The organism is Flavonifractor sp. HCP28S3_F3, assembly GCF_052065355.1.
Taxonomy (GTDB): Bacteria; Bacillota; Clostridia; order Oscillospirales; family Oscillospiraceae; genus Flavonifractor.
In genome coordinates this window covers 43866-66128 of the sequence record NZ_JBQHUF010000002.1, presented here as the reverse complement: position 1 = coordinate 66128, position 22263 = coordinate 43866, and the positions used below count along the sequence as shown (strand labels likewise).

The window sequence follows — 22263 nt, the reverse complement described above, 5'->3', positions numbered from 1 at the left end:
AAAGCTCATTCATTTGTAATGTAATGTGCCCCTCTGGTATTGCCTTGTTGAATCAGAGTCCCGTCTTCCGTCATTTTTTTCAAAAGCCGGTATGCCTGGGGTGGAGAGATATGGAGCAACGCAATAACATCTTTTCTGGAAATCGAGCCTTTTTGTCTGGCCAATTTCACAACCAGCTCGGGATACCGCAGTTGGTCAATATCCGTTTGGCGAACGTATTTGACTGGATCTTTATAGGATTTCGCACTTAAAATATAGGCCCTGCCCCGTCCGGTACCAATCGCCTCAATCAAACCCGTTTCGGTCAGATACTCAAGAGTCGCACGCATTTTAGATTCTGGAATATTGGCCTCTCTGCTGATTTCTACGGCTGTCATGCGGCGAGCCCGGCGCAGCAAATTCAGCGCAAGCAGTGCGTTCAGCGGGACTGGTACACCGGTTCGTTGCTGTTGCTCAGAAATCAGAGATACCATATGCTTGTCCGGCATTCCTCTGGGAATAAACAAGGTAACACTGGTAGAGGATGTTTCCGAATAATCGGGTAAATCGCGGCCATAACGCAAGGAACCCTCATAGATTCTATCCACACCGCGGCCGGATCGTTCCGCTAGTCCAATTCGTTTGAGCGCATCTGCCAATACAGGGTTTCGGCCGTGGGGTTCCACGTTCAAAATGTTTTGTATGGTGACTCCTTCAATAAAACCGCCGGGATTGGTAATCGTAAGACCATCCGCATCCATGCGAACCAGAACCCGCCCCAGCCTCGTGTAATCTCGGTGGGAAAAGGCGTTCACGATCGCTTCACGGACGGCGCGTTTATCAAACTCCGGAATAGAAATACGGAACATTCCCATTTCCATCTCCTGTTCCGGATTTCGAACATTCACAAAATCTAGAAGCTTTTCAATGGCAGATAAGAGTGGGAGATAGAAAGTCTCGTTTGTACTGACTTCCGTACCGTTCATCATCAAAAAAGCAGACTCTGCTGTGGGCATATATTCCCGCAGTTTCTCCTGCTTACCCAGCAAAAGCATACCGGCATAGGTGGGAACAAGCTGATCCTCTACAGTTACCACCAACTGCAGGGCTTTGTCCAACTCGTCGTCAGGCAGCTCCAACAGATATTTTTCGCCATTGTAAGACAAAATGATCTTTCTTAGGCGTTCGCGCTCCAATGGATCCAGATCCTGATAGCGTGCACCGGGAACGGGCTGTGCCGAAAAATCCAGCAGAGACAATTCACTCAATCGGGTATTGATTTCGAAAGGATACATGGGGACATTTTCGGGCGTTCCATCCGCCTTGATTCTCCGTCGCTGAATTTTTCCCACAGAGGATGCAATAATGCTTCGGCATTTAGGAACGTGAATTGCCAACACAGGTAATGTTTCTTCCAGCAGTTCCACGCGAACCGACACAGGTGGCACTGTTTTGTTGGCAATGTATGCAGCAAGCTGTGTATAATCTCGGTGGTCTTTATGAAGTCCCGTTACAGTTCCATCGTTTTCCACACCAAGGTAAATGGTGCCGCCAATGGTGTTTGCAAATGCTACAACAGCATCCACAATGTCGTTATCCGGCAATTTTTTAAGATCACTTTTGAATTCAATTTCCAATGTTTCACGCTGTGGAATTGCAGACTTCATATTACTTCTCACCTCTTTTATACCACGTTATCACACGCGTGTAATTTTGTCAACTCTTTTTTGCACGCGTGCAATAATGTGTAATAATTTTGTGCAAATATATCTGCTATATAATTATAGCCTGAAACATAAAACGAATCCCCCGGCTTTTGCAAACCAGGGGATTCGTTTTATGTTGATGTGCTTAAATCGGGAAACCTTTATTTCCTCGGATTTTTAATAGCGGCCTGAGCGGCAGCCAGACGAGCGATGGGCACACGGAAGGGGGAGCAGGACACATAGTCCAGACCCACGTTGTGGCAGAACTCCACGGAGGAGGGATCGCCACCGTGCTCGCCGCAGATACCCAGCTTCAGGTCGGGGCGGGTCTTGCGGCCCAGCTCAGCAGCCATCTTCACCAGCTTGCCTACGCCGTTCTGATCCAGACGGGCGAAGGGATCGCTCTCATAGATCTTGTTGGTGTAGTAGGCATCCAGGAACTTGCCGGCGTCGTCACGGGAGAAGCCGAAGGTCATCTGGGTCAGGTCGTTGGTACCGAAGGAGAAGAACTGAGCCTCCTTGGCGATCTCGTCAGCGGTGAGGGCAGCGCGGGGGATCTCGATCATGGTGCCTACCATGTAGGTCATGTCGCTGCCGGCGGCCTTGATGACGGCGTCAGCGGTCTCAGTGACGGTCTTCTTCACGAAGGCCAGCTCCTTGACCTCGCCCACCAGGGGGATCATGATCTCGGGCACGATCTTCCAGTCGGGGTGCTTGGCGTTGATGTTCAGAGCAGCCTTGATGACGGCGCGGGTCTGCATAGCAGCAATCTCAGGATAGGTGACAGCCAGACGGCAGCCGCGGTGACCCATCATGGGGTTGAACTCATGCAGGGAAGCGATGATAGCCTTGATGTCCTCCACGGTCTTGCCCATGTCCTTGGCCAGCAGCTCGATGTCGGCCTCCTCGGTGGGCACGAACTCGTGCAGCGGGGGATCCAGGAAACGGACGGTCATGGGACGGCCCTCCAGAGCCTCGTACATGGCCTCGAAGTCACCCTGCTGCATGGGCTCCAGCTTGGCCAGAGCCTTCTCGCGCTGCTCCACGGTGTCGGAGCAGATCATCTCACGGATAGCGGGGATACGGTCAGCCTCGAAGAACATGTGCTCGGTACGGCACAGGCCGATGCCCTGAGCGCCGAACTTCACGGCCTGAGCGGTATCGCGGGGGTTATCGGCGTTGGTGCGCACCTTCAGATCGCGGAACTCGTCGGCCCAAGCCATGATGCGGCCGAACTCGCCGGCGATGGAAGCGTCCACAGTGGGAATGGCCTCACCGTAGATGTTGCCGGTGGAGCCGTCCAGGCTCAGCCAGTCACCCTCGTGATAGACCTTGCCAGCCAGCTCGAACTTCTTGTTGGCCTCGTCCATCTTGATAGCGCCGCAGCCGGAAACACAGCAGGTGCCCATGCCGCGGGCCACAACGGCAGCGTGAGAGGTCATGCCGCCGCGGACGGTCAGGATGCCCTGAGAAGCCACCATGCCCTCGATATCCTCGGGGCTGGTCTCCAGACGAACCAGGACCACCTTCTCACCGCGGGCGGCCCACTCCTTGGCGTCGTCAGCGGAGAAGACGATCTTGCCGCAGGCAGCGCCGGGAGAGGCAGGCAGAGCGGTAGCCACGGGAGTGGCCTTCTTCAGAGCCTCGGGGTCGAACTGGGGATGCAGCAGAGTGTCCAGGTTGCGGGGGTCGATCATGGCCACAGCCTGCTTCTCGGTGATCATGCCCTCGTCCACCAGGTCGCAGGCGATCTTCAGAGCGGCGGCAGCGGTACGCTTGCCGTTACGGGTCTGCAGCATGTAGAGCTTGCCGTTCTCAACGGTGAACTCCATATCCTGCATGTCGTGATAGTGGTTCTCCAGAGTCTGGCAAACCTCCACGAACTGCTTGTAAGCCTCGGGGAACTTCTCCTCCATCTGGCTGATGGGCATGGGGGTGCGCACGCCGGCCACCACGTCCTCGCCCTGGGCGTTGGTCAGGAACTCGCCCATCAGCTTCTTCTCGCCGGTGGCGGGGTTACGGGTGAAAGCCACGCCGGTGCCGCAGTCATCGCCCATGTTACCAAAGGCCATGGACTGCACGTTGACGGCAGTGCCCCAGGAACCGGGGATGTCGTTCATGCGGCGATACACGATGGCGCGGGGGTTGTTCCAGGAACGGAACACGGCCTTGACAGCGCCCATCAGCTGCTCCTTGGGGTCGGCGGGGAAATCGGTGCCCACCTTCTCCTTGTACTCAGCCTTGAACTGCTCAGCCAGCTCCTTCAGGTCCTCAGCGGTGAGCTCCACGTCCTGAGTCACGCCGCGGTCGGCCTTCATCTTATCAATGAGCTCCTCAAAGTACTTCTTGCCCACTTCCATGACCACGTCGGAGTACATCTGGATGAACCGACGATAGCAGTCATAGGCCCAGCGGGGATTGCCGGACTTCTTGGCAATGACCTCCACAACCTGCTCGTTGAGGCCCAGGTTGAGGATGGTGTCCATCATGCCGGGCATGGAAGCACGGGCACCGGAACGGACAGAGACCAGCAGGGGGTTCTCCATATCACCGAACTTCTTGCCGGTGATCTCCTCCATCTTGGCGATATACTCCATGATCTGAGCCTGGATCTCGTCGTTGATCTTCTCGCCGTCCTCGTAGTACTGGGTGCAGGCTTCGGTGGTGATGGTGAAACCCTGGGGCACGGGCATGCCCAGGTTGGTCATCTCAGCCAGGTTGGCGCCCTTGCCGCCCAGCAGCTCGCGCATGGAACCGTTGCCTTCGGAGAACAAGTATACATACTTGTGAGCATTGCTCATTTTACATTCCTCCTAGTTTTCTTCGCGATTAAATGATATCAAATATGCTAACCGGTGCTATTATACCATCTTGTTCTGAGATTGCAAGCGATTCCCAATTTTTTTGTTTAAAAAAAGTGTGATTTTCACTTAATTTTTCTATACTTGCCGGTCAAATCTTTCTTTGGCCCCCATCGGCGCGCTTCAGGAAGATATCTCCAAAAATAATTGCCCCCGCCGCCTTGCTTTTTCCTGCCGCCCCCTGTATGATAACAATAATAAAGAGCCGGCAGCACACAGAGAAAACGACGTGAGCATGCGATAACACAGAACAGCGGTCAGGCTTTCCTGACCGCTGCCTCAGCATTAAGGAGGGTTTGGTTCCCATGTCCAAGCGCGATCCCGCATATATGGTGTCTCCGGCCAGTCCCCATGCATCTGCCGTTTTCCCCCGGGAGTTTCTGGAGACCGTCCTGGAATCCTCCTACGACGGCATCTATATCACGGACAGCGAAGCTACTACCATTATGGTCAATCGCAGCTATGAGGCTATCAGTGGCCTGAGCCGTCAGGAGCTTCTGGGAAAGAGCATGTGGGATCTGGTCAAAAAGCAGATCATTTCCCAGTCCGGCACCATCGCCGCCCTGGAGCGGCGGGAGCCGGTAACGCTGGAGCAGGTGTTTAAAACCGGTAAGCGGGCCATTATTACCAGTACCCCGATCTTTAATGAGAACAACCAGGTGGTCATGGTAGTCACCAATGTTCGAGACGTAACGGAGCTCTACACGTTAAAAGAAGAGCTGCTGAAAAGCCAGGATGAAAACCTCCAGTACCGCAGCGAGCTGGAAGACCTGCGCAGCAGGCTGCCTGAACCGGCTGCCATCGTGGCGATCTCCCCTGTCAGCAAGGATCTGATGCGTCTGGCCCATCGGGTAGCCGGGCTAGACGTCAATATTTTGTTAAAGGGAGAGACCGGTGTGGGAAAGCGGGACCTGGCCCGCTACATCGTCTCTAAGAGCCGCCGCCGCAAGGAGCCGTTTATGCAGATCGATTGCTCCTCCTATTCCGCCGACACGCTGGAGGGGCGGCTGTTCGGCTATGCCCCAGGCCAGCTGCCCAGCTGCCCTGCCGGACAGAAGGGGATCCTGGAGCTGACCGACGGCGGCACCGTCCTGCTGGAGGAGATCAGCGAGCTGCCCAGCGGGATTCAAATGCGGCTGTTCCAAATGCTGCAGGGACAAGGCGTCATGCGGATCGGTGCCCTGGATCCCGTCTATACCAATGTACGCGTCTTGGCCACCACCAGCCGGGACCTGGAAACTCTGGTGGAGCAGCGCGCTTTCCATCGGGAGCTGTTCTATAAGCTCAACACCCTTCCTATCACTGTGCCTCCTCTGCGGGAGCGGCGGGAGGACATCCCGGTATTGGTGGAAAACATGACTGCCCAAATCAACAAAAAATACCATCAAAAGAAAAAATTTTCTCAGGAAGCGCTGCTGGCGTTACAGAACTATGACTGGCCCGGAAACCTCCAGGAGCTTCAGAACGTGGTGGAGCGCACCATGATCGTGTGCAGCGGCGGCTGGATCGGTCCGGAGGACCTGCCTATCTCCTCGGCTTCCAGCTCCGTCCCGGTTCAGTCCGACTCTCAGGAGCACGTGGATCTGCGCCAGATGGTGAACGAAATGGAACTGCTGTATATCCGAAAGGCCTATCAGCGCTACGGCAATGTGCGGGACGCAGCCCGCAGTCTGAATCTGGACCCATCTACCTTTGTGCGCAAGCGAAAAAAGCTGGAGGAAAACGAGCGCGCACAGCTGTTGCAAAAATGAATCTTGTTTCATTTTTGCAACAGTCAGGTTTTGCATCTTTTTTTGCATAAACCCACTCATTTTTTCATTTTATCAAAAACAGAGACAAATCGGGCACCCCGTTGTTGCGTTTTCGCAACAACGGGGTGTTTTTTGCTTTTCTTTGACCTTTTTTACTAAAAAATAGCCAGTTTTTTACCCCAGTTTTTAGTCAATATATAAAAAATTTGCCCAAAAAACCCGTGCCAGAATTGTGGCAGTTGACAAAGATTTTAAAATCGCTTGATTTTTCTATGCACTTCCCATACACTTTGGTCGTGGACATCGGCAAACCGTTTTTTACAGAAACAGCCAGAATGAATCACATGCTGCATTGTATCAGGCCGTACCAGCACAGGTCTCCGGCCCCCCGTCGGTACGGTACAAATCATCTTAATCCGCAATTTCCGTCACGAAAAGGAGAGGACCCGCTATGAAACAGCTGTCTATCAAACCCGACATCTATAAGTACGACACCGCCAAAGCCTTTGCCGAGGCCTTTCAGCTGGGCAAGGGTGACCTGGTCATCACCAACGAGTACATCTACACCCCCTACTTTGGTCAGCTGGGTCTGGACTGTGACGTGATCTATCAGGAAAAATACGGTGCCGGCGAGCCTTCTGACGATATGGTGGAGGCCATGTACAAAGACATCAACGGCACTTACAAGCGCATTGTCGCCATCGGCGGCGGAACGGTGATCGATATTTCCAAGCTCTTCGCGCTGAAAAATGTCTCTCCCGTTCTGGATCTGTACGACGGCAAGCTGGAGGTCATCAAAGACAAGGAGCTGGTCCTGGTGCCCACCACATGCGGCACCGGCAGCGAGGTGACCAACATCGCCATCCTGGCACTGAACAGCCGTGGCACCAAGAAGGGCCTGGCTGTGGATCAGATGTACGCCGACAGCGCCGTTCTGGTGCCTGAACTGCTCCAGGGCCTCCCCTTCCGGTTCTTTGCCACCTCCAGCATCGACGCACTGGTCCACGCGGTGGAGTCCAGTCTGTCGCCCAAGGGCAACGACCTGACCCGTCTGTTCGGGTACAAGGCCATTGAGATGATCCTCACCGGCTACAAGAAGATCGCCGCCGAGGGTCCCGATGCCCGTATCCCCCTGCTGGACGACTTCCTCACCGCCTCCACCTACGCCGGTATTGCCTTCGGCAACGCGGGCTGTGCCGCGGTTCACGCTCTGAGCTACCCGCTGGGCGGCACCTTCCATGTGGCTCACGGCGAATCCAACTACGCCATGTTTACCGGTGTCATGAACAATTACATGGAGATCAAGCAGGACGGCGAGATTGCCAAGCTCAACGCCTTCATCGCCGACATCCTGGGCTGCGATGTGGCTCAGGTCTATCCCGAGCTGGAAAAGCTGCTCAACAATCTGATCCCCAAAAAGGCTCTGCATGAATACGGCATGACCGAGGCTCAGCTGTGGGAATTCACTGACTCCGTGCTGGAAAATCAGCAGCGGCTGCTGGCCAACAACTTCGTTCCCCTGGATCGGGACCGCATCTATAAAATTTACAAGGAACTGTACTGATCAGAGCATCGCCCTGACAACAACATAAATGCAAAAGGAAGAAGGTAAATTTACTATGGCACTCATGACCGGCGAACAGTACATCGAGAGTATCCGTAAGATCCCCATGGAGATCTACATGTTCGGCAAAAAGGTGGAAAACCCGGTGGACGATCCCATCCTCCGCCCCTCCCTGAACAGCGTGCGGATGACCTATGATCTGGCTCAGATGCCCGAGTATCAGGACCTGATGACCACCATCTCTCCCGAGACCGGCGAGCGGATCAACCGCTTCACCCACATCCACCGCTCCACCGAGGACCTGCGCAACAAGGTGAAGATGCAGCGCCTGCTGGGCCAGAAGACCGCGGCCTGCTTCCAGCGCTGCGTGGGCATGGACGCCTTCAACGCCGAGTACTCCACTACCTTTGAGATTGACAAGAAGTACGGCACCCACTATCATGAGAACTTCAAGAAGTTCATGCTGTACTGCCAGACCAACGACCTGACGGTAGACGGCGCCATGACCGACCCCAAGGGCGACCGCTCCAAGGCTCCCCATGAGCAGGCCGATCCCGACCTGTTCCTCCGCGTAGTGGAGCGCCGGGAGGACGGCGTTGTGGTGTGCGGTGCCAAGGCCCACCAGACCGGCATCATCACCAGCCACGAGGTCATCGTGATGCCCACCATCTCCATGGGCCCCGATGACAAGGACTACGCCATCTCCTTCGCGGTGCCTCTGGACACCAAGGGCCTGTACATGATCGTGGGCCGCCAGAGCTGCGACACTCGCAAGCTGGAGGGCAGCGAGATGGACGTGGGCAACAGCGAGTTCGGCGGCGTGGAGGCCCTCACCGTCTTCGACCACGTGTTCGTGCCCAACGACCGGATCTTCCTCAACGGCGAGACCGAGTTCGCCGGCATGCTGGTGGAGCGCTTCGCCGGCTATCACCGCCAGAGCTATGGCGGCTGTAAGGTTGGCGTGGGCGACGTGCTCATCGGCGCCGCCGCCGTGGCCGCCGACTACAACGGCGCTGCCAAGGCCAGCCATGTGAAGGATAAGCTCATTGAGATGACCCACCTGAACGAGACCCTGTACTGCTGCGGCATCGCCTGCTCCGCCGAGGGCTACCCCACCGAGAGCGGCAACTACATGATTGACCTGCTGCTGGCCAACGTCTGCAAGCAGAACGTCACCCGCTTCCCCTACGAAATCGTCCGTCTGGCCGAGGACATCGCCGGCGGCCTGATGGTCACCGCCCCCTCCGAGGCCGACTTCCGCGACAGCAAGCTGGGTCCCGTCATTGACAAGTACCTCAGGGGTGTCAACGCCGTCTCCACTGAGAACCGGCTGCGCATCCTGCGCCTCATTGAGAACCTGTCTCTGGGCACCGCCGCCGTCGGCTACCGTACCGAGTCCATGCACGGCGCCGGTTCTCCCCAGGCTCAGCGCATCATGATCTCCCGTCAGGGCAACCTGGCACAGAAGAAGGCTCTGGCCAAGGCCATCGCCCACATCAAGGAGTAATAGGATGTATCCGGGGGCGGCGGCAACGCCGCCCCCCTTTTCTCACGAAGGAGGTCCCCCATGGAGCAGAAGGTACAGATCGGTGTCCGCTACTGCGGCGGCTGCAATGCCCGGTTTGACCGGGTGGCTCTGGTCAAGCGGATCAGCAGTTTTTTCCCGGAGGCAGACTTCGTGACCGCTGTTTCCGGCGCAACCTATCCGGCCGTCCTGGTCGTGTGCGGCTGCCCCACCCGGTGCGCCAACACCAGCGATCTGGCTGTCCCGGCCAACCGTCTGATCTGGCTCAGCGGCTGGGAGGAGCTGCTCCCAGTCAAACAGAAGCTGGAAGACGCCCTGAAGGGGCAGCAGGCCATAAGCCTGACCCATGAAGAGGTGCTGAAGATCCTGCCCCATCGGGAACCCATGCTGTTTATTGACACCGTGAGTCATCTGGTGCCCGGGGAAACGATTACAGCCTCCTTCCTGGCCCGGCCGGATCTGCCCGCCTTTGCCGGGCATTTTCCCGGCACGCCTGTGCTGCCGGGTGTTTATACCATTGAGGCCGCGGCCCAGGCCGCGGATATTCTGATGATGACCACGGAACGTTATGCCGGAAAGCTCCCGCTGTTTATGGGCGTGCGGGATGCCGCTTTCCGCAAAAAGATCCTGCCGGGGGATACGCTGGAGATCCACGCGTTCCTTTTGGATGAAAAGGTCTCCCGGGCCATCGTTACCTGCCAGGGACAGGTGTTTACCGACGGAGTTCTGGCCGCAGACCTGGAGCTCCGGCTGGCCTTTCGCTAGGCAGGGACAGTTTGCCGCTACCCCCACCAAGTTAGGATAAAAGAGGTGTGACTCAAATGAATTGGAAGGAATATTATAAGCAGCACCTGATGAGCGCGGAAGAGGCCGTGGGCCATATCAAATCCGGCGACCGGGTGATCGTGGCCCACGCCTGCGGCGAGCCCAGCTACATCATTGACGCCATGGTAGCCAATGCCGCTGCCTATCGAAATGTGGAGATCGTCCACATGGTAGCCATGGGCAAGGGTGAGTACTGCAAGCCCGAATACGCTGACAATTTCCGCCACAACGCCTTTTTCGTGGGCGGCACCACCCGTGACGCCGTAGCCGAAGGGCGGGGTGACTTTACTCCCAGCTTCTTCTTTGAGATCCCCCGCCAGTTCAGTTCCACCATGCCGCTGGACGTAGCCATGGTCATGGTCACGCCTCCTGATGAAAACGGCATGTGTTCCCTGGGCGTGTCTGTGGACTACACCCTGGAGGCAGTGAAGCAGGCCAAGCTGGTCATCGCCCAGGTCAACCCCCAGATGCCCTGGACCGGTCCTCACAGCCTGGTGTCCGTAAAGGATTTGGACTGCATCGTAGAGCATGACGCACCCATTATCGAGCTTAAGCCCCCCAAGATCGGCGACATCGAGAAGGCTATCGGCGAGCACTGCGCCTCTCTGGTGCCCGACGGCGCTACCCTCCAGCTGGGCATCGGCGCCATTCCCGATGCGGTGCTTCTCTTCCTCAAGCACAAGAAGGATCTGGGCATCCACTCCGAGATGTTCTCTGACGGCGTAGTGGAGCTGGCCGAAGCCGGCGTCATCACCAACGCCAAGAAGACCCTGCATCCCGGCAAGTTCGTGGTGGCTTTCCTGATGGGCACCCGGCGGCTGTATGACTTCGTGGACCACAACCCCGATGTGGAGCTGCGGCCGGTGGACTATGTGAACAACCCCTTCGTCATTGCCCAGAACGACAATATGGTCTCCATCAACTCCTGCGTGCAGGTGGACCTGATGGGCCAGGTGGCCTCCGAGAGCATCGGTCCCAAGCAGATCTCCGGCGTAGGCGGCCAGGTGGACTTCGTCCGCGGCGCTTCCGCCAGCCGCGGCGGCGTGTCCATTATGGCTATGCCCTCCACCGTGAAGGGCAAGATCTCCAAGATCGTCCCCCTGCTGGACGAGGGCGCCGCCGTCACCACCAGCCGCAACGACGTGGACTATGTGGTCACCGAGTACGGCGTGGCCGCGCTGAAAGGCAGAACCCTCCGCCAGCGGGCCCGCAACCTTATCGAGATCGCCCACCCCGACTTCCGCGACGAGCTGAAGGCGGAGTACGAAAAGCGCTTCCATACCCCCTACGACGCCTGAACAATACGGAGCCGGCATGGCCTTTTGCGGCCATGCCGGCTTCCCCGCAGAGAAAGGAACTTATGAATCATGACCAATCTTGAAAAATATGACAAGCTGTTCCTGGCCGCCTTTAAGGTGGACCCGGAGACCCTGCCCACCCTGAAATACCGGGGCATCCCCCAGTGGGACTCCCTGGGCCACATGGATTTGATGGGGGACATGGAGGAGACCTTCGGTGTCAGTCTGAGCACGGTGGACGTGCTGGATTTCTCCTCCTATGAAAAGGGAAAAGAAATTTTGGCCAAGTACGGCGTGGAGTTTTGAGCCGTGGCGGAGCTTATACGGCTGGAAGACCCGCTGACCGGGGGAAACTGCTACATCCTGGGCTGTGAGGGCGGCGCGGTGGTCATCGATCCCAATCGGGCGGATGCTCCCATCGCCTGTCTGGAGGAGCACGGCTGGGCGGCCGAGCTGATCCTGCTCACCCATGAGCACTGTGACCACATGGGCGGTCTGGAGGAGCTGCGGCGGCGCTGGCCCCAGGCGGTGACCGCAGCCAGTGAAGCATGCAGCGCCGGGCTGGGAGACGAGGTGCAGAACATGTCCCGGTGGATGGAGGTCTATCTGGCCTTTCAGGGCAAGCGGGACGTGAGCTATCCCCCCTTCACCTGCCGGCCCGTTGACCTGACCTTTGCCCAGTCCTGGCAGCACACCTGGCGGGGCCATGCCATCCGCTGCGTCGCCCTGCCGGGCCATTCTCCGGGCAGCTGCGGGATCTTTTGGGATGAAGACATGTTTTTTTCCGGTGACTATCTCATTCCTGACAGTGAGGTGGTCCTCCGGCTGCCCCGGGGGAACGCCCAGGACTACGAGACCTATACCAAACCCTTTCTGGACAAGCTGCCTGCCGGGCTGCGCATCCTGCCCGGCCACGGCCTGCCCTACACCCGCACCGCAGGAGGTAAATGATCGTGAATCCAAACACGCTGTGGAGCTGCGGTCCCTATTCCCTCCCCAGGGAGGAGAAGCGGGCACTGTTCACCCAGGCGCTGACCGAGCTGACGGAGCACCACCGGCAGGCCTGCCCGGCCTACGGGCGGTTTCTGCAGGCCGTGGGCTGGCAGCCCGGCACGCCCTGCACGCCGGAGACCGTTCCCATGCTGCCGGTGTCCATCTTCAAGGAGCTGGAGCTGCGCAGTATCCCGGAGGAGGAGATTTTCAAGACAGTGACCTCCTCGGGGACCACCGGGCAGAAGGTCTCCCGAATCTGTCTGGACGCCCAGACCGCCGCCGACCAGCAAAAGGCACTGGCCAGCATCATGGCCGACCTGCTGGGCCCCGACCGTCTGCCCTACCTGGTGCTGGACAGCAAACGGGCCCTGCGGGACCGGGCCATGTTCTCCGCCCGGGGAGCGGGCATCCTGGGCTTTTCCGTGTTTGGCTCCCGGGCTTGCTACGCCCTGAACGATGAGATGGAACTGGATCTGCCCGGGGTTCAGGCCTTTCTGGAGCGGTATGAGGGCAAACCCATCTTCCTCTTTGGCTTTACCTTTATGATCTGGAAGCACGTGGTCCGGGCTCTGGAAGGGCGGGGTCAGCATCTCTCCATCCCTCGAGGCATCCTGGTCCACGGCGGCGGCTGGAAGAAGCTGACCCAAGAGGCGGTGTCCCCGGAGGAATTCAAGGCCCGGATCCATGCCGTCACGGGGATCTCCGTGGTGCGGAACTACTACGGCATGGCCGAGCAGACCGGCGGCATCTGCCTGGAATGTCCCTGCGGCCACCTGCACACCAGCACCTGGTCGGACATTCTGGTGCGCCGGGAATCCGATTACGGCCTGTGCGCCCCTGGTGAGCCGGGCGTGCTCCAGGTGCTCTCTCCCCTGCCCCACTCCTACCCCGGCCACTCCCTGCTGACCGAGGACCTGGGGGTGCTGCTGGGCGAGGACGACTGTCCCTGCGGACGGCAGGGGAAATATTTCCGGGTCCTGGGGCGGATCCCCCGGGCGGAGGTAAGGGGGTGCAGCGACACCTATGAGGGATGATGTGATCCTGCTGGCCGGATCAGAGGAAACCGAACGCACTCCTTGGCGGCCCTTTGACCCCAGGGTGCTGGACTTTCTGTCCGACCTGTCCAACCTGCTGCTGCGCACGCCGGAGTTCCGGCAGTGGGAAGAGGTGTGCGCCTTCGGCTTCTGGTGCCGGCGGGCCAGGCTGGAGCATATGGCCAGGCGGTACGCCGGCCCCACTCTGCGGCTGGGCGTGGGGCGGGTGTTCCACATCGCCCCCTCCAACGTGCCCACCATGTTTGCCTACACCGCCGCCCTGGGCCTGCTGGCAGGCAACTCCAACGTGGTGCGCCTGCCCGCCAGCCGCACGGAGGGGGCCCAGGCCCTGCTGAAGGCCCTGGACGGGATGCTCCATGACAGCACCCACCGGGACCTGCTCCCCCGGCTTTCTTTCATCCACTATCCCCGCGGGGAAGAAGCCACCGCCTTCTGGTCCGCCCAATGCGATGGCCGGGTGGTGTGGGGCGGAGACAAGACGGTGGCCTCCATGCGGGCCATCCCCACGCCTCCCCACGCGGTGGAGCTCTCCTTCCCCGACCGCTGGTCCCTGGCCCTGTTCAGCCAGGCCGCCCTGTCCCGGACGGAGGACGGGGAGCTAAATGAACTGGCCCGGCGGTTTTACAACGACACCTATGCCATGGATCAGAACGCCTGCTCCAGCCCTCAGCTGGTGCTGTGGCTGGCCGACGGCGGCACACCGGAGGTGCGGGAGCGCTGGTGGGAGGCTTTGGCCGCCGAGGCGGCCAGACGCTACCCCATAGGACCCTTCCAGTCCGCCCGCAAGCTGGAGCGGTTCACCATCCAGGCCATGACGGGCACCCCCGCCCTGACCGGACTGGCCAAATACGGGGGCAACCTGCTGTGGGTAGCCGATCTGGCCGCCCCGCCTGTGGGCCCGGACTACCCTAAGGGGGGCTTCGGCCTGTTTTATCAGTACTCTGTTTCGTCTCTGGAGGAGCTGCTCTCCATGCTGTCCCCCAAGGTGCAGACTCTGGTGTGCGGCGGGCTCTCTTCCCGGGAAACGGCACAATTCCTGGCGGAGCGTCAGGCCGCCGGGGTGGACCGGGTGGTGGTCCCCGGCCAGGCTCTGGAGCTGGATGCCATTTGGGACGGCAAGGATGTGATCGCCGCCCTTTCCAGGATCATAGGAGGCTGTGATGAAGCTCTTTCAACATGAGAAGGAACCCGAGCGTCTGCTGGCCTGGACGGAGGACGGCAGACGGTATACCCTGGGCGACCTGGACCGATGGGCCGGTCAGCTGGGGCAGGCCGTGGGCGGACACCGGCTGGTCTTCCTCCTGTGCCGGAACACCCCGGGCTGCCTGCTGTGCTACCTGTCCTGCCTGAAGACGGGGGCGGTGCCTCTGCTGCTGGACGCCGGTCTGGACCCGGACCTGCTGGACAGCCTCACCGCCCTGTATCACCCCGCCTTCCTCTGCGCCCCTGACGGCCTGGACCAGGCCCTGGGGGACCGGCTGGCCGGGCTGGAGCCGGTACTGCGGGTGGAGGATGCCACCCTCTACCGCCGGGAGGACCGGGAGGAGCCGGAGCTCCACCCCGACCTGGCCCTGCTGCTCACCACCTCAGGGAGCACAGGCAGTCCCAAGCTGGTGCGGCTGACGGGCAGAAACCTGGACGCCAACGCCCTTTCCATCGCCCAATATCTTCAGCTGGACGAGCACGAGCGGCCGGTGACCATGCTGCCCATGAACTACTCCTACGGCATGTCGGTCATCAACAGCCACCTGCTGGTAGGTGCCCCCATTTTTGTCACCGACCGCACCATTCTGGAGCGGGCCTTCTGGGAAAGCGTGGCGGCGGAGGGCATCACCTCCCTGGTGGGGGTGCCCTACACCTACCGGATGTACAAGCGGGTGGGCCTGATGGACATGGACCTGCCCGCCCTGACCTCCCTCACCCAGGCGGGTGGCAAGCTGCCCGAGGCCCTTCACCGGGAATTTGCCGCCTGGGCGGAGGCCACCGGCCGGCGCTTCTGCGTCATGTACGGCCAGACCGAAGCCGCCCCCCGGATGGGGTGGCTGCCCCCGGAGCAGGCGGCGGCCAAATGCGGCAGCATGGGCCTGCCCATCCCCGGCGGGGAATTTACCCTGCTGGACGCCGACGACAGGCCCATCGACGGCCCCGACCAGGTGGGAGAGCTGGTGTACCGGGGGGAGAACGTGGCCATGGGCTACGCCCGGTGCCCCGCCGACCTGCTGCTGGGGGACCAATGGCAGGGGGTGCTCCACACCGGTGACATGGCCCGGCGGGACGCCGACGGCTTCTACTACATCGCCGGCCGAAAAAAGCGGTTCATCAAGCTCTATGGCAGCCGGGTCAACCTGGACGAGGTAGAGCAGCTGCTTCTGGCCCGGTTCCCCCAGGCGGAATTCGCCTGCGTGGGGGAAGACGACCTGCTGCGGGTCTTTTACGCCGGCCCCGCCGGTCTGGAGGCGGAAGTGCAGGAGGGGCTGTGCGCCCAGCTTCACTTCCCCGCCAGAGCCTTTGTGGTCAAGCGGCTGGAGTCTATTCCCAAGACCCAGTCGGGCAAGATCCATTACGCGGCCCTGAACGACATCCCTCGGACCGGAGCGGACGGTCCCGCATAAGCATTTGAGAAACACCGCCATCCTGACGTTCCTCTGCATCCTTATCAGCCGGACACGCACCGGAGGCATCAATAAAACCTGGGAGGATCATTCCTCCCGGGTTTTTCTGTCTATTCAGCTGCAGCCATTTCCTCTCCCCCACCAGCGCTCCGGGCCCTGCTTTCCGTTGCCCCGGCGGGGGAAACATGGTATACTGAGGTACATCTTATGCAAAAGGAAGTCGGCTATGGATAAACTGGTGGTGGGCATTCTGGCCCACGTGGACGCAGGAAAGACCACCCTGACGGAGGGGCTGCTCTACACCTGCGGGCAGCTGAAAAAGCTGGGTCGGGTGGACCACGGAGACGCCTTTCTGGACACCGATCCCATGGAGAAGGAGCGGGGCATCACCATCTTCTCCAAACAGGCGGTGCTGCCCCTGGAGCGGTTGGAGCTCACCCTGCTGGACACCCCCGGCCACGTGGACTTCTCCGCCGAGATGGAGCGCACCCTGTCGGTGCTGGACTGCGCCATCCTGGTCATCAGCGGCAGCGACGGGGTACAGGGCCACACCCACACCCTGTGGAAGCTGCTGGAGCGGTATCAGGTGCCCGTCTTCCTGTTCATCAACAAAATGGACCTGGCGGGAGCGGACCGGGGGGCTCTGCTGGAGCAGCTGAAAGGTCAGCTGGACGAGGGGTGCGCCGACTTCGCCGACAAGCCCGCCCTGTATGAACAGGCGGCGTTGTGCGATGAGGGGCTGCTGGAGGACTATCTGGAAACCGGAGCCGTGCCCGGCGCCGCCCTCACCGCCCTCATCGCCCAGCGGAAGCTCTTCCCCTGCTGGTTCGGCTCAGCTTTAAAACTGGAGGGTGTGACAGAGTTCCTCCAGGGTCTGGAGGAGTACGCTCCCCGGCCGGTATACCCCACTGACTTCGGCGCCCGCATTTTCAAGATCTCCCGGGACGACCAGGGGGCCCGGCTGGCCTGGATGAAGATCACCGGCGGCAGCTTAAAGGTGAAAACGCTGCTGGAGGGACCGGGCTGGAGCGAGAAGGCCGACCAGCTGCGGATCTACTCCGGCCGGAAATTCCAACTGACAGAAGAGGCCCCGGCGGGGAGCGTCATTGCCGTCACCGGCCTGTCCGCCGCCGCGGCGGGTCAGGGCCTGGGCTTTGAGGCGGAAGGGGCTCCTCCCGCCCTGGAGCCGGTACTCACCTATCAGGTCATCCTACCCGATGGTCAGGACCCGGTGACCGCCATGCAGAAGCTCCGCCAGCTGGAGGAGGAGGACCCCCAGCTCCACCTGGTGTGGAACGAGCGACTGAGAGAGATCCACATCCAGCTGATGGGCGAGGTACAGCTGGAGATCTTACAGCGGCTCATCGCCCAGCGCTTCGCCATGGAGGTGTCCTTCGGCCAGGGGGGCATCGTGTACCGGGAGACCATCGCCGCCCCCGCCATCGGGGTGGGCCACTACGAGCCCCTGCGCCACTACGCTGAGGTCCACCTGCTTCTGGAACCGGGAGAGCCGGGCAGCGGCGTGGTGCTGGCCTCCGCCTGCCCGGAGGACGTACTGGACCGCAACTGGCAGCGGCTCATTCTCACCCACCTGGCCGAGCGAGCCCATCCGGGTGTGCTCACCGGCTCCCCCCTCACGGATGTAAAAATCACTCTGCTGGCGGGCCGGGCCCATCTGAAGCACACCGAGGGCGGCGACTTCCGGCAGGCCACCTACCGGGCGGTGCGCCAGGGCCTCATGGAGGCGGAAAATATTCTGCTGGAACCTTGGTATGCCTTCCGGCTGGAGGTGCCTTCTCCCCAGGTGGGGAGGGCTATGAGCGACATCCAGCGGATGGGAGGCCAGTGCGAGTCTCCGGAGACCGCCGGGGAGCTCACCGTTCTCACCGGGTCCGCCCCGGTGGCGGGCCTGCGGGACTACGGCCGGGAGGTGGCCGCCTACACCAGAGGGCTGGGGCGGCTGAGCTGCACCCTGAAGGGCTATTTCCCCTGCCATGACCAGCAGACCGTGGTGGAGGAACTGGGCTACGACCCGGAGCGGGACGTGGACAACCCCACCGGCTCGGTGTTCTGCGCCCACGGTGCGGGATACAACGTGAAGTGGGATCAGGTGAAGGAGATGGCCCACGTCTCCAGCGGCCTGACCCTGGACGCCCCTCAGGAGGAGGAGGTTTCCTCTCCCGCGCCCTCCCGCTCGCTGGACCGGGGCCTGTCTCTGGAACAGGACAAGGAGTTATTGGCTATTTTTGAGCGGACCTACGGCAAGGTGGAGCGCCGGGCCTTCACCCCGCCCCCCAAGCCCGCCCGCACCAGCCTGGATGACCGCAAATACAACGTCCAGACCCAGAACCGTGGGCCGGAGTACCTGCTGGTGGACGGATACAACATCATCTTCGCCTGGGACGAGCTGAAGGCGGTGGCCCAGACCAATCTGGATGCCGCCCGGCAGATGCTGATGGACCTGCTGAGCAATTACCAGGGGTTCAAAAAGAACGTGGTCATCCTGGTCTTTGATGCCTACAAAGTCCCCAGGAGTATACAGGACGTATATAAATATCACAATATTTACGTTGTGTATACAAAAGAAGCGGAAACCGCCGACACCTATATCGAGCGGGCCACCTACGAGATCGGAAAGCACCACCAGGTACGGGTAGCCACCTCCGACGGAGCAGAGCAGCTCATCATTCTGGGCCACGGTGCCCTGCGGCTGTCGGCCACCACCTTCAAGGCGGAGGTGGAGCAGGTGGGCGGTCAGATTGCCGCCCTGCTGAAGCAGATCAACAAGCCGGTCAAATCCCGGCCGGTGGAGGCCGCCATGAAGAAGGCACAGGAGGGAAACAAATGATCCCCATGCACATCATTGCCCGCATCCGCAGCGACTTCCCCACCAAGTTCGGTATCCCCCGGCAGAGCGGCCTGGTGGAGGAGCTGAAAGCCACCGTGGTTTTTGAGCCAGAGTACCGCAACCCGGACGCCCTGCGGGGGCTGGAGGAGTTTTCCCACCTGTGGCTGATCTGGCAGTTTTCCGAAGCGGTGCGAGACACCTGGTCCCCCACGGTGCGGCCCCCTCGCTTGGGGGGCAACACCCGCATGGGGGTGTTCGCCACCCGCTCTCCCTTCCGGCCCAATCCCATCGGCCTGTCCTGCGTCAAGCTGGTAGGTATCGAAAAGGACCCGGAGCTGGGCCATGTGCTGGTGGTGTCGGGGGCCGATCTCATGGACGGCACCCCCATTCTGGACGTAAAGCCCTATCTTCCCTACGCCGATGCCCATCCGGAGGCCCTGGGAGGCTTTACCGGCAATGTGGGAGGCAAGGTGCTGGAGGTGGAGTTCCCGGCGGAGCTTTTAGCGCAGGTGCCGGAGGACAAGCGGGATGCCCTGATTGGGGTGCTGTCCCGGGACCCCCGGCCCTCCTACCAGCACGATCCGGACCGGGTTTACGGCATGGCCTTCGCCGGGCTGGAGGTGCACTTCTCGGTGGACGGGGACGTACTTCACGTCCGGTCAGTGGAATAAACGGAACGGGCGGTCTTTCGGCCGCCCGTTTTTTATACGGCATGCAACAAATCCGCTCTCTCAGGGGTGTTAGGGGCAGAAAGGGGGAAGTGCCATGGGAGAGGACGCCGGTCTGCGGCAGGCAATGGAAACTTACGGGGACATGGTGTACCGCCTGGCCCTGGCTCAGACCCAGAGCAGCCACGACGCCGACGATGTGTTTCAGGAGGTCTTTCTCCGGTACCTCCGCTCCGCCCCGGTTTTTCGAGAGGAAGAGCACCGAAAAGCCTGGCTGCTGCGGGTGACGGTGAACTGCTGCAAAAAGCTCCACGGCTCTTTCTGGCGGAAGCACATGGTGGCCCTATCGGAGGCCATTCCCGCCCAGAATCAGGAGGAGGGGGAGCTGCTGGCACTGTTGGAGGGACTGCCGCCAAAATACCGGGCAGTGCTTCACCTCTATTACTACGAGGGCTATGACACCGGAGAGATCGCGGCTATTCTGGGCCGCAGCCCCAACACGGTCCGCAGTCAGCTTGCCCGGGGACGGGCTCTGCTGCGGGACGCATGGAAAGGAGCGGAAGAGTTATGACGGAACAGACCTATCGGGATCTCTTTGATCGGGCCGGTCCCAGCCGTGCCTTGGTGGAGGACACCCTGGCGGCGGCAGAACAAAAGCCTGCCCGGCGACGGGTACCAGCCCGGCGGCTGGCGGCGGCAGTACTCTGCCTGGCGGTGGTGCTGGGGGCAGTCAATTACCAGGCTCTAGCCGCCGGCGTGCAGTGGATGGTCCGCTATTTCACCGGGGTGGGCGCTTCCGGCGCACCGGTGATGGTGGTAGAGGAGGCCGACCAGTGGACCGAAGGGGACTGGCTGTGCCAGCTGGACGGGGTGAGTCAGGGGGACTACCTGCTGCTGGAGCTCTACCTGGTGAGCCCGGAGGAAGAGGCCAACCAGCTGGCCACCCGCAGCCTGCGGGTGTACGCCGACGGCGTCCTCCTGGAGCAGGGGGATCAGGTCTACTCCGAATGGATCCCCCATAAAGAGTCCGTGTGCCAGGGCCAACCGTGGGTTCCCCTCTCCGACCTGGATTGCGGGCCGGAGATGGTCTGGAAGGAGGAAGGCTACCAATCCAGAGTCCACATGCCCTTCCTCTACAAGCTGCCGGAGGAACCGGTAGAAGAGCTGACCTATGAGCTTCTGGACCTGGAGGGAGGCGGCTCCCGCACCGGAAGCCTGACTCTCACTCCGGTGGAGGCCCAGACCGCCTGGTCGGACAGCCGGACCTTTACCGAGGGGATGGTGACCGCCTTGGTCAGTGAGGACGGCCAGCAGCTGTCGGTGTACGCCCACCAGGAGGAGACCGAGGACGGCCTTTTGCTGACAGGCGCGACCCTCTTCCACCATCAGGTCACCTTCATCGGAGCCTCCGGAACCCGCTATTCCGACGCGGGAGAGGGCTTCCGCAGCTACACCTCCGGCCATGTGAACGTCCAACTGGCTGCCGCTCCGGATTGGGTGGAGGAGCCTATCGTGGCGGTGGAAATCGGGGCCATCCAGCTGGTCTATGAGCACGACACCTGGTGGGATGGTCTGGGAGGCGGCATGGTCCGCGCCCAGGATACCGCTACCTACGAAGACCTGAACTGGGTCATCTCCCTGGACTAACAGCATAAGGACCCGGGGCGGGGCGCTTCCGCGCCCGGCCCCTGCGTTTCCGTCAAAAGCCTCCGTCCATCACCGTCCAGGGGGCATCCGCGCCATCCCGGTGGAGGATATACATATAATCCTCATAGGTGCTGTTGGGCTCCAGGATCGCCTGGTTTTCGTCGGTGGTAAAGGTGGCAAACAGCACGATCCAGTTGTTCAGTTCCGCTTCACCCGCTTCCGGCCGGTACTGGACTGCCGCCTCATAGGAGCGCTGGGGATCATAGTCCATGCTCACCAGAGTACATCCCGTCAGATTGGCAAACTCCGCTTCCGCCGCCTCTTTGGCCTGGGCCACCTCCTCGTCGGAGTAGGTGTGGACAGGCATCTCGCTCTCCGCCGGAGCCGAGGGGCTGGCCTCCGGTACCGGGGAATTTACAGGATCCGGCCCGGAAGGGGCAGCACATCCCGCCAAAGCCAGAGCAAAAGTCAGGGCCAGGGCCGCCAGGCTCCATTTTATTCGGGTCATATTCCGATCATCCTTTCTCATCCGGGCAATCCGTTCACTGCCCTTCGCTCAGCTCATCCAACAGTGCCCGCAGCTCGGCGATATCTTCCTGGTCCAGCTGGTCGGCCTGGACCAGGGCGGCCACCATGTTTCGGGCAGAGCCGGCATACAGCTTGTCAATAAGCTTTTTGGTGCGGCTGCCCCGCACCTCCTCCCGGCTCACCAGAGGGGTATACCAGTACACCTGCCGCTTCTCCTGGCCCACCGCCCCCTTGGCGCACAGCCGCCGCAGCAGGGTCTTGGTGGTGTCCCCGTTTTTCTCCGAAAGAGCCTCCTTGATGTGTCCCAGGGTGCAGGGCTCCCCCGCGTCCCACAGGACCTCCATCACCTCCAGCTCTGCCTCGGTAATCTTTTCTTCCACGGTGTTCATACCAGTTTCCCTCC

The 22263-nt window shown here is 60.6% G+C and carries 18 protein-coding genes; 14 read left to right on the top strand and 4 right to left on the bottom strand.

What is annotated here, in order from left to right:
* Window positions 1–5: 5 nt before the first annotated feature.
* On the bottom strand, window positions 6–1646 hold the full coding sequence (locus tag ACTNB1_RS02925; protein ID WP_441167787.1) for an ATP-binding protein: 1641 nt from the start codon (window positions 1644–1646) through the stop codon (window positions 6–8).
* Window positions 1647–1846: 200 nt separating this feature from the next.
* Window positions 1847–4486: a pyruvate, phosphate dikinase gene (ppdK, locus tag ACTNB1_RS02920; protein ID WP_441167786.1), complete on the bottom strand. Its 2640-nt coding sequence runs from the start codon at window positions 4484–4486 to the stop codon at window positions 1847–1849.
* A 365-nt stretch (window positions 4487–4851) separates the two neighbouring features.
* Between ppdK and ACTNB1_RS02915 the strand changes: the two genes are divergently transcribed.
* From ACTNB1_RS02915 to ACTNB1_RS02850, 14 genes are all read left to right on the top strand, one after another.
* Window positions 4852–6297, top strand: coding sequence for a sigma-54 interaction domain-containing protein (locus ACTNB1_RS02915; protein ID WP_441167785.1), 1446 nt, complete (start codon window positions 4852–4854; stop codon window positions 6295–6297).
* Window positions 6298–6748: 451 nt separating this feature from the next.
* Complete coding sequence (locus ACTNB1_RS02910) at window positions 6749–7861, top strand: 4-hydroxybutyrate dehydrogenase (RefSeq protein ID WP_441167784.1); 1113 nt, start codon at window positions 6749–6751, stop codon at window positions 7859–7861.
* A gap of 55 nt (window positions 7862–7916) precedes the next feature.
* Complete coding sequence (locus tag ACTNB1_RS02905) at window positions 7917–9368, top strand: 4-hydroxyphenylacetate 3-hydroxylase family protein (protein ID WP_441167783.1); 1452 nt, start codon at window positions 7917–7919, stop codon at window positions 9366–9368.
* Between the two features lie 60 nt (window positions 9369–9428).
* Window positions 9429–10151 carry a 3-hydroxyacyl-ACP dehydratase FabZ family protein gene (locus tag ACTNB1_RS02900; RefSeq protein WP_441167782.1) on the top strand — a complete coding sequence of 241 codons (723 nt, stop codon included), beginning with the start codon at window positions 9429–9431 and terminating at the stop codon, window positions 10149–10151.
* A gap of 56 nt (window positions 10152–10207) precedes the next feature.
* On the top strand, window positions 10208–11509 hold the full coding sequence (locus tag ACTNB1_RS02895) for an acetyl-CoA hydrolase/transferase family protein (RefSeq protein WP_441167781.1): 1302 nt from the start codon (window positions 10208–10210) through the stop codon (window positions 11507–11509).
* A gap of 69 nt (window positions 11510–11578) precedes the next feature.
* A complete protein-coding gene (locus ACTNB1_RS02890; RefSeq protein WP_441167780.1) occupies window positions 11579–11815 on the top strand; it encodes an acyl carrier protein in 237 nt (78 codons plus the stop codon).
* Window positions 11816–11818: 3 nt separating this feature from the next.
* Window positions 11819–12460, top strand: coding sequence for an MBL fold metallo-hydrolase (locus ACTNB1_RS02885; RefSeq protein ID WP_441167779.1), 642 nt, complete (start codon window positions 11819–11821; stop codon window positions 12458–12460).
* Window positions 12457–13536, top strand: coding sequence for a LuxE/PaaK family acyltransferase (locus tag ACTNB1_RS02880; protein WP_441167778.1), 1080 nt, complete (start codon window positions 12457–12459; stop codon window positions 13534–13536). Before ACTNB1_RS02885 ends, ACTNB1_RS02880 begins: the two co-directional genes overlap by 4 nt.
* Window positions 13526–14737: an acyl-CoA reductase gene (locus tag ACTNB1_RS02875; protein ID WP_441167777.1), complete on the top strand. Its 1212-nt coding sequence runs from the start codon at window positions 13526–13528 to the stop codon at window positions 14735–14737. Before ACTNB1_RS02880 ends, ACTNB1_RS02875 begins: the two co-directional genes overlap by 11 nt.
* Window positions 14718–16169 carry an AMP-binding protein gene (locus ACTNB1_RS02870; protein WP_441167776.1) on the top strand — a complete coding sequence of 484 codons (1452 nt, stop codon included), beginning with the start codon at window positions 14718–14720 and terminating at the stop codon, window positions 16167–16169. The genes ACTNB1_RS02875 and ACTNB1_RS02870 overlap by 20 nt, the downstream gene beginning before the upstream one ends.
* 226 nt (window positions 16170–16395) lie before the next feature.
* Window positions 16396–19017 (top strand): NYN domain-containing protein, encoded by a 2622-nt coding sequence (locus tag ACTNB1_RS02865; protein WP_441167775.1) that lies wholly within the window; start codon window positions 16396–16398, stop codon window positions 19015–19017.
* Window positions 19014–19688 carry a tRNA (N6-threonylcarbamoyladenosine(37)-N6)-methyltransferase TrmO gene (tsaA, locus tag ACTNB1_RS02860; RefSeq protein ID WP_441167774.1) on the top strand — a complete coding sequence of 225 codons (675 nt, stop codon included), beginning with the start codon at window positions 19014–19016 and terminating at the stop codon, window positions 19686–19688. The genes ACTNB1_RS02865 and tsaA overlap by 4 nt, the downstream gene beginning before the upstream one ends.
* 94 nt (window positions 19689–19782) lie before the next feature.
* Window positions 19783–20256, top strand: coding sequence for an RNA polymerase sigma factor (locus ACTNB1_RS02855; protein WP_441167773.1), 474 nt, complete (start codon window positions 19783–19785; stop codon window positions 20254–20256).
* Window positions 20253–21332: a hypothetical protein gene (locus ACTNB1_RS02850; RefSeq protein WP_441167772.1), complete on the top strand. Its 1080-nt coding sequence runs from the start codon at window positions 20253–20255 to the stop codon at window positions 21330–21332. The genes ACTNB1_RS02855 and ACTNB1_RS02850 overlap by 4 nt, the downstream gene beginning before the upstream one ends.
* A 52-nt stretch (window positions 21333–21384) precedes the next feature.
* Here the strand turns inward: ACTNB1_RS02850 and ACTNB1_RS02845 are convergent, their stop codons facing one another.
* The gene (locus ACTNB1_RS02845) at window positions 21385–21840 is read right to left on the bottom strand and encodes a hypothetical protein (RefSeq protein ID WP_441167771.1); all 456 of its coding nucleotides are present in this window, start codon (window positions 21838–21840) and stop codon (window positions 21385–21387) included.
* 34 nt (window positions 21841–21874) lie between these two features.
* The gene (locus ACTNB1_RS02840; RefSeq protein WP_441167770.1) at window positions 21875–22249 is read right to left on the bottom strand and encodes a BlaI/MecI/CopY family transcriptional regulator; all 375 of its coding nucleotides are present in this window, start codon (window positions 22247–22249) and stop codon (window positions 21875–21877) included.
* Window positions 22250–22263: the final 14 nt, after the last annotated feature.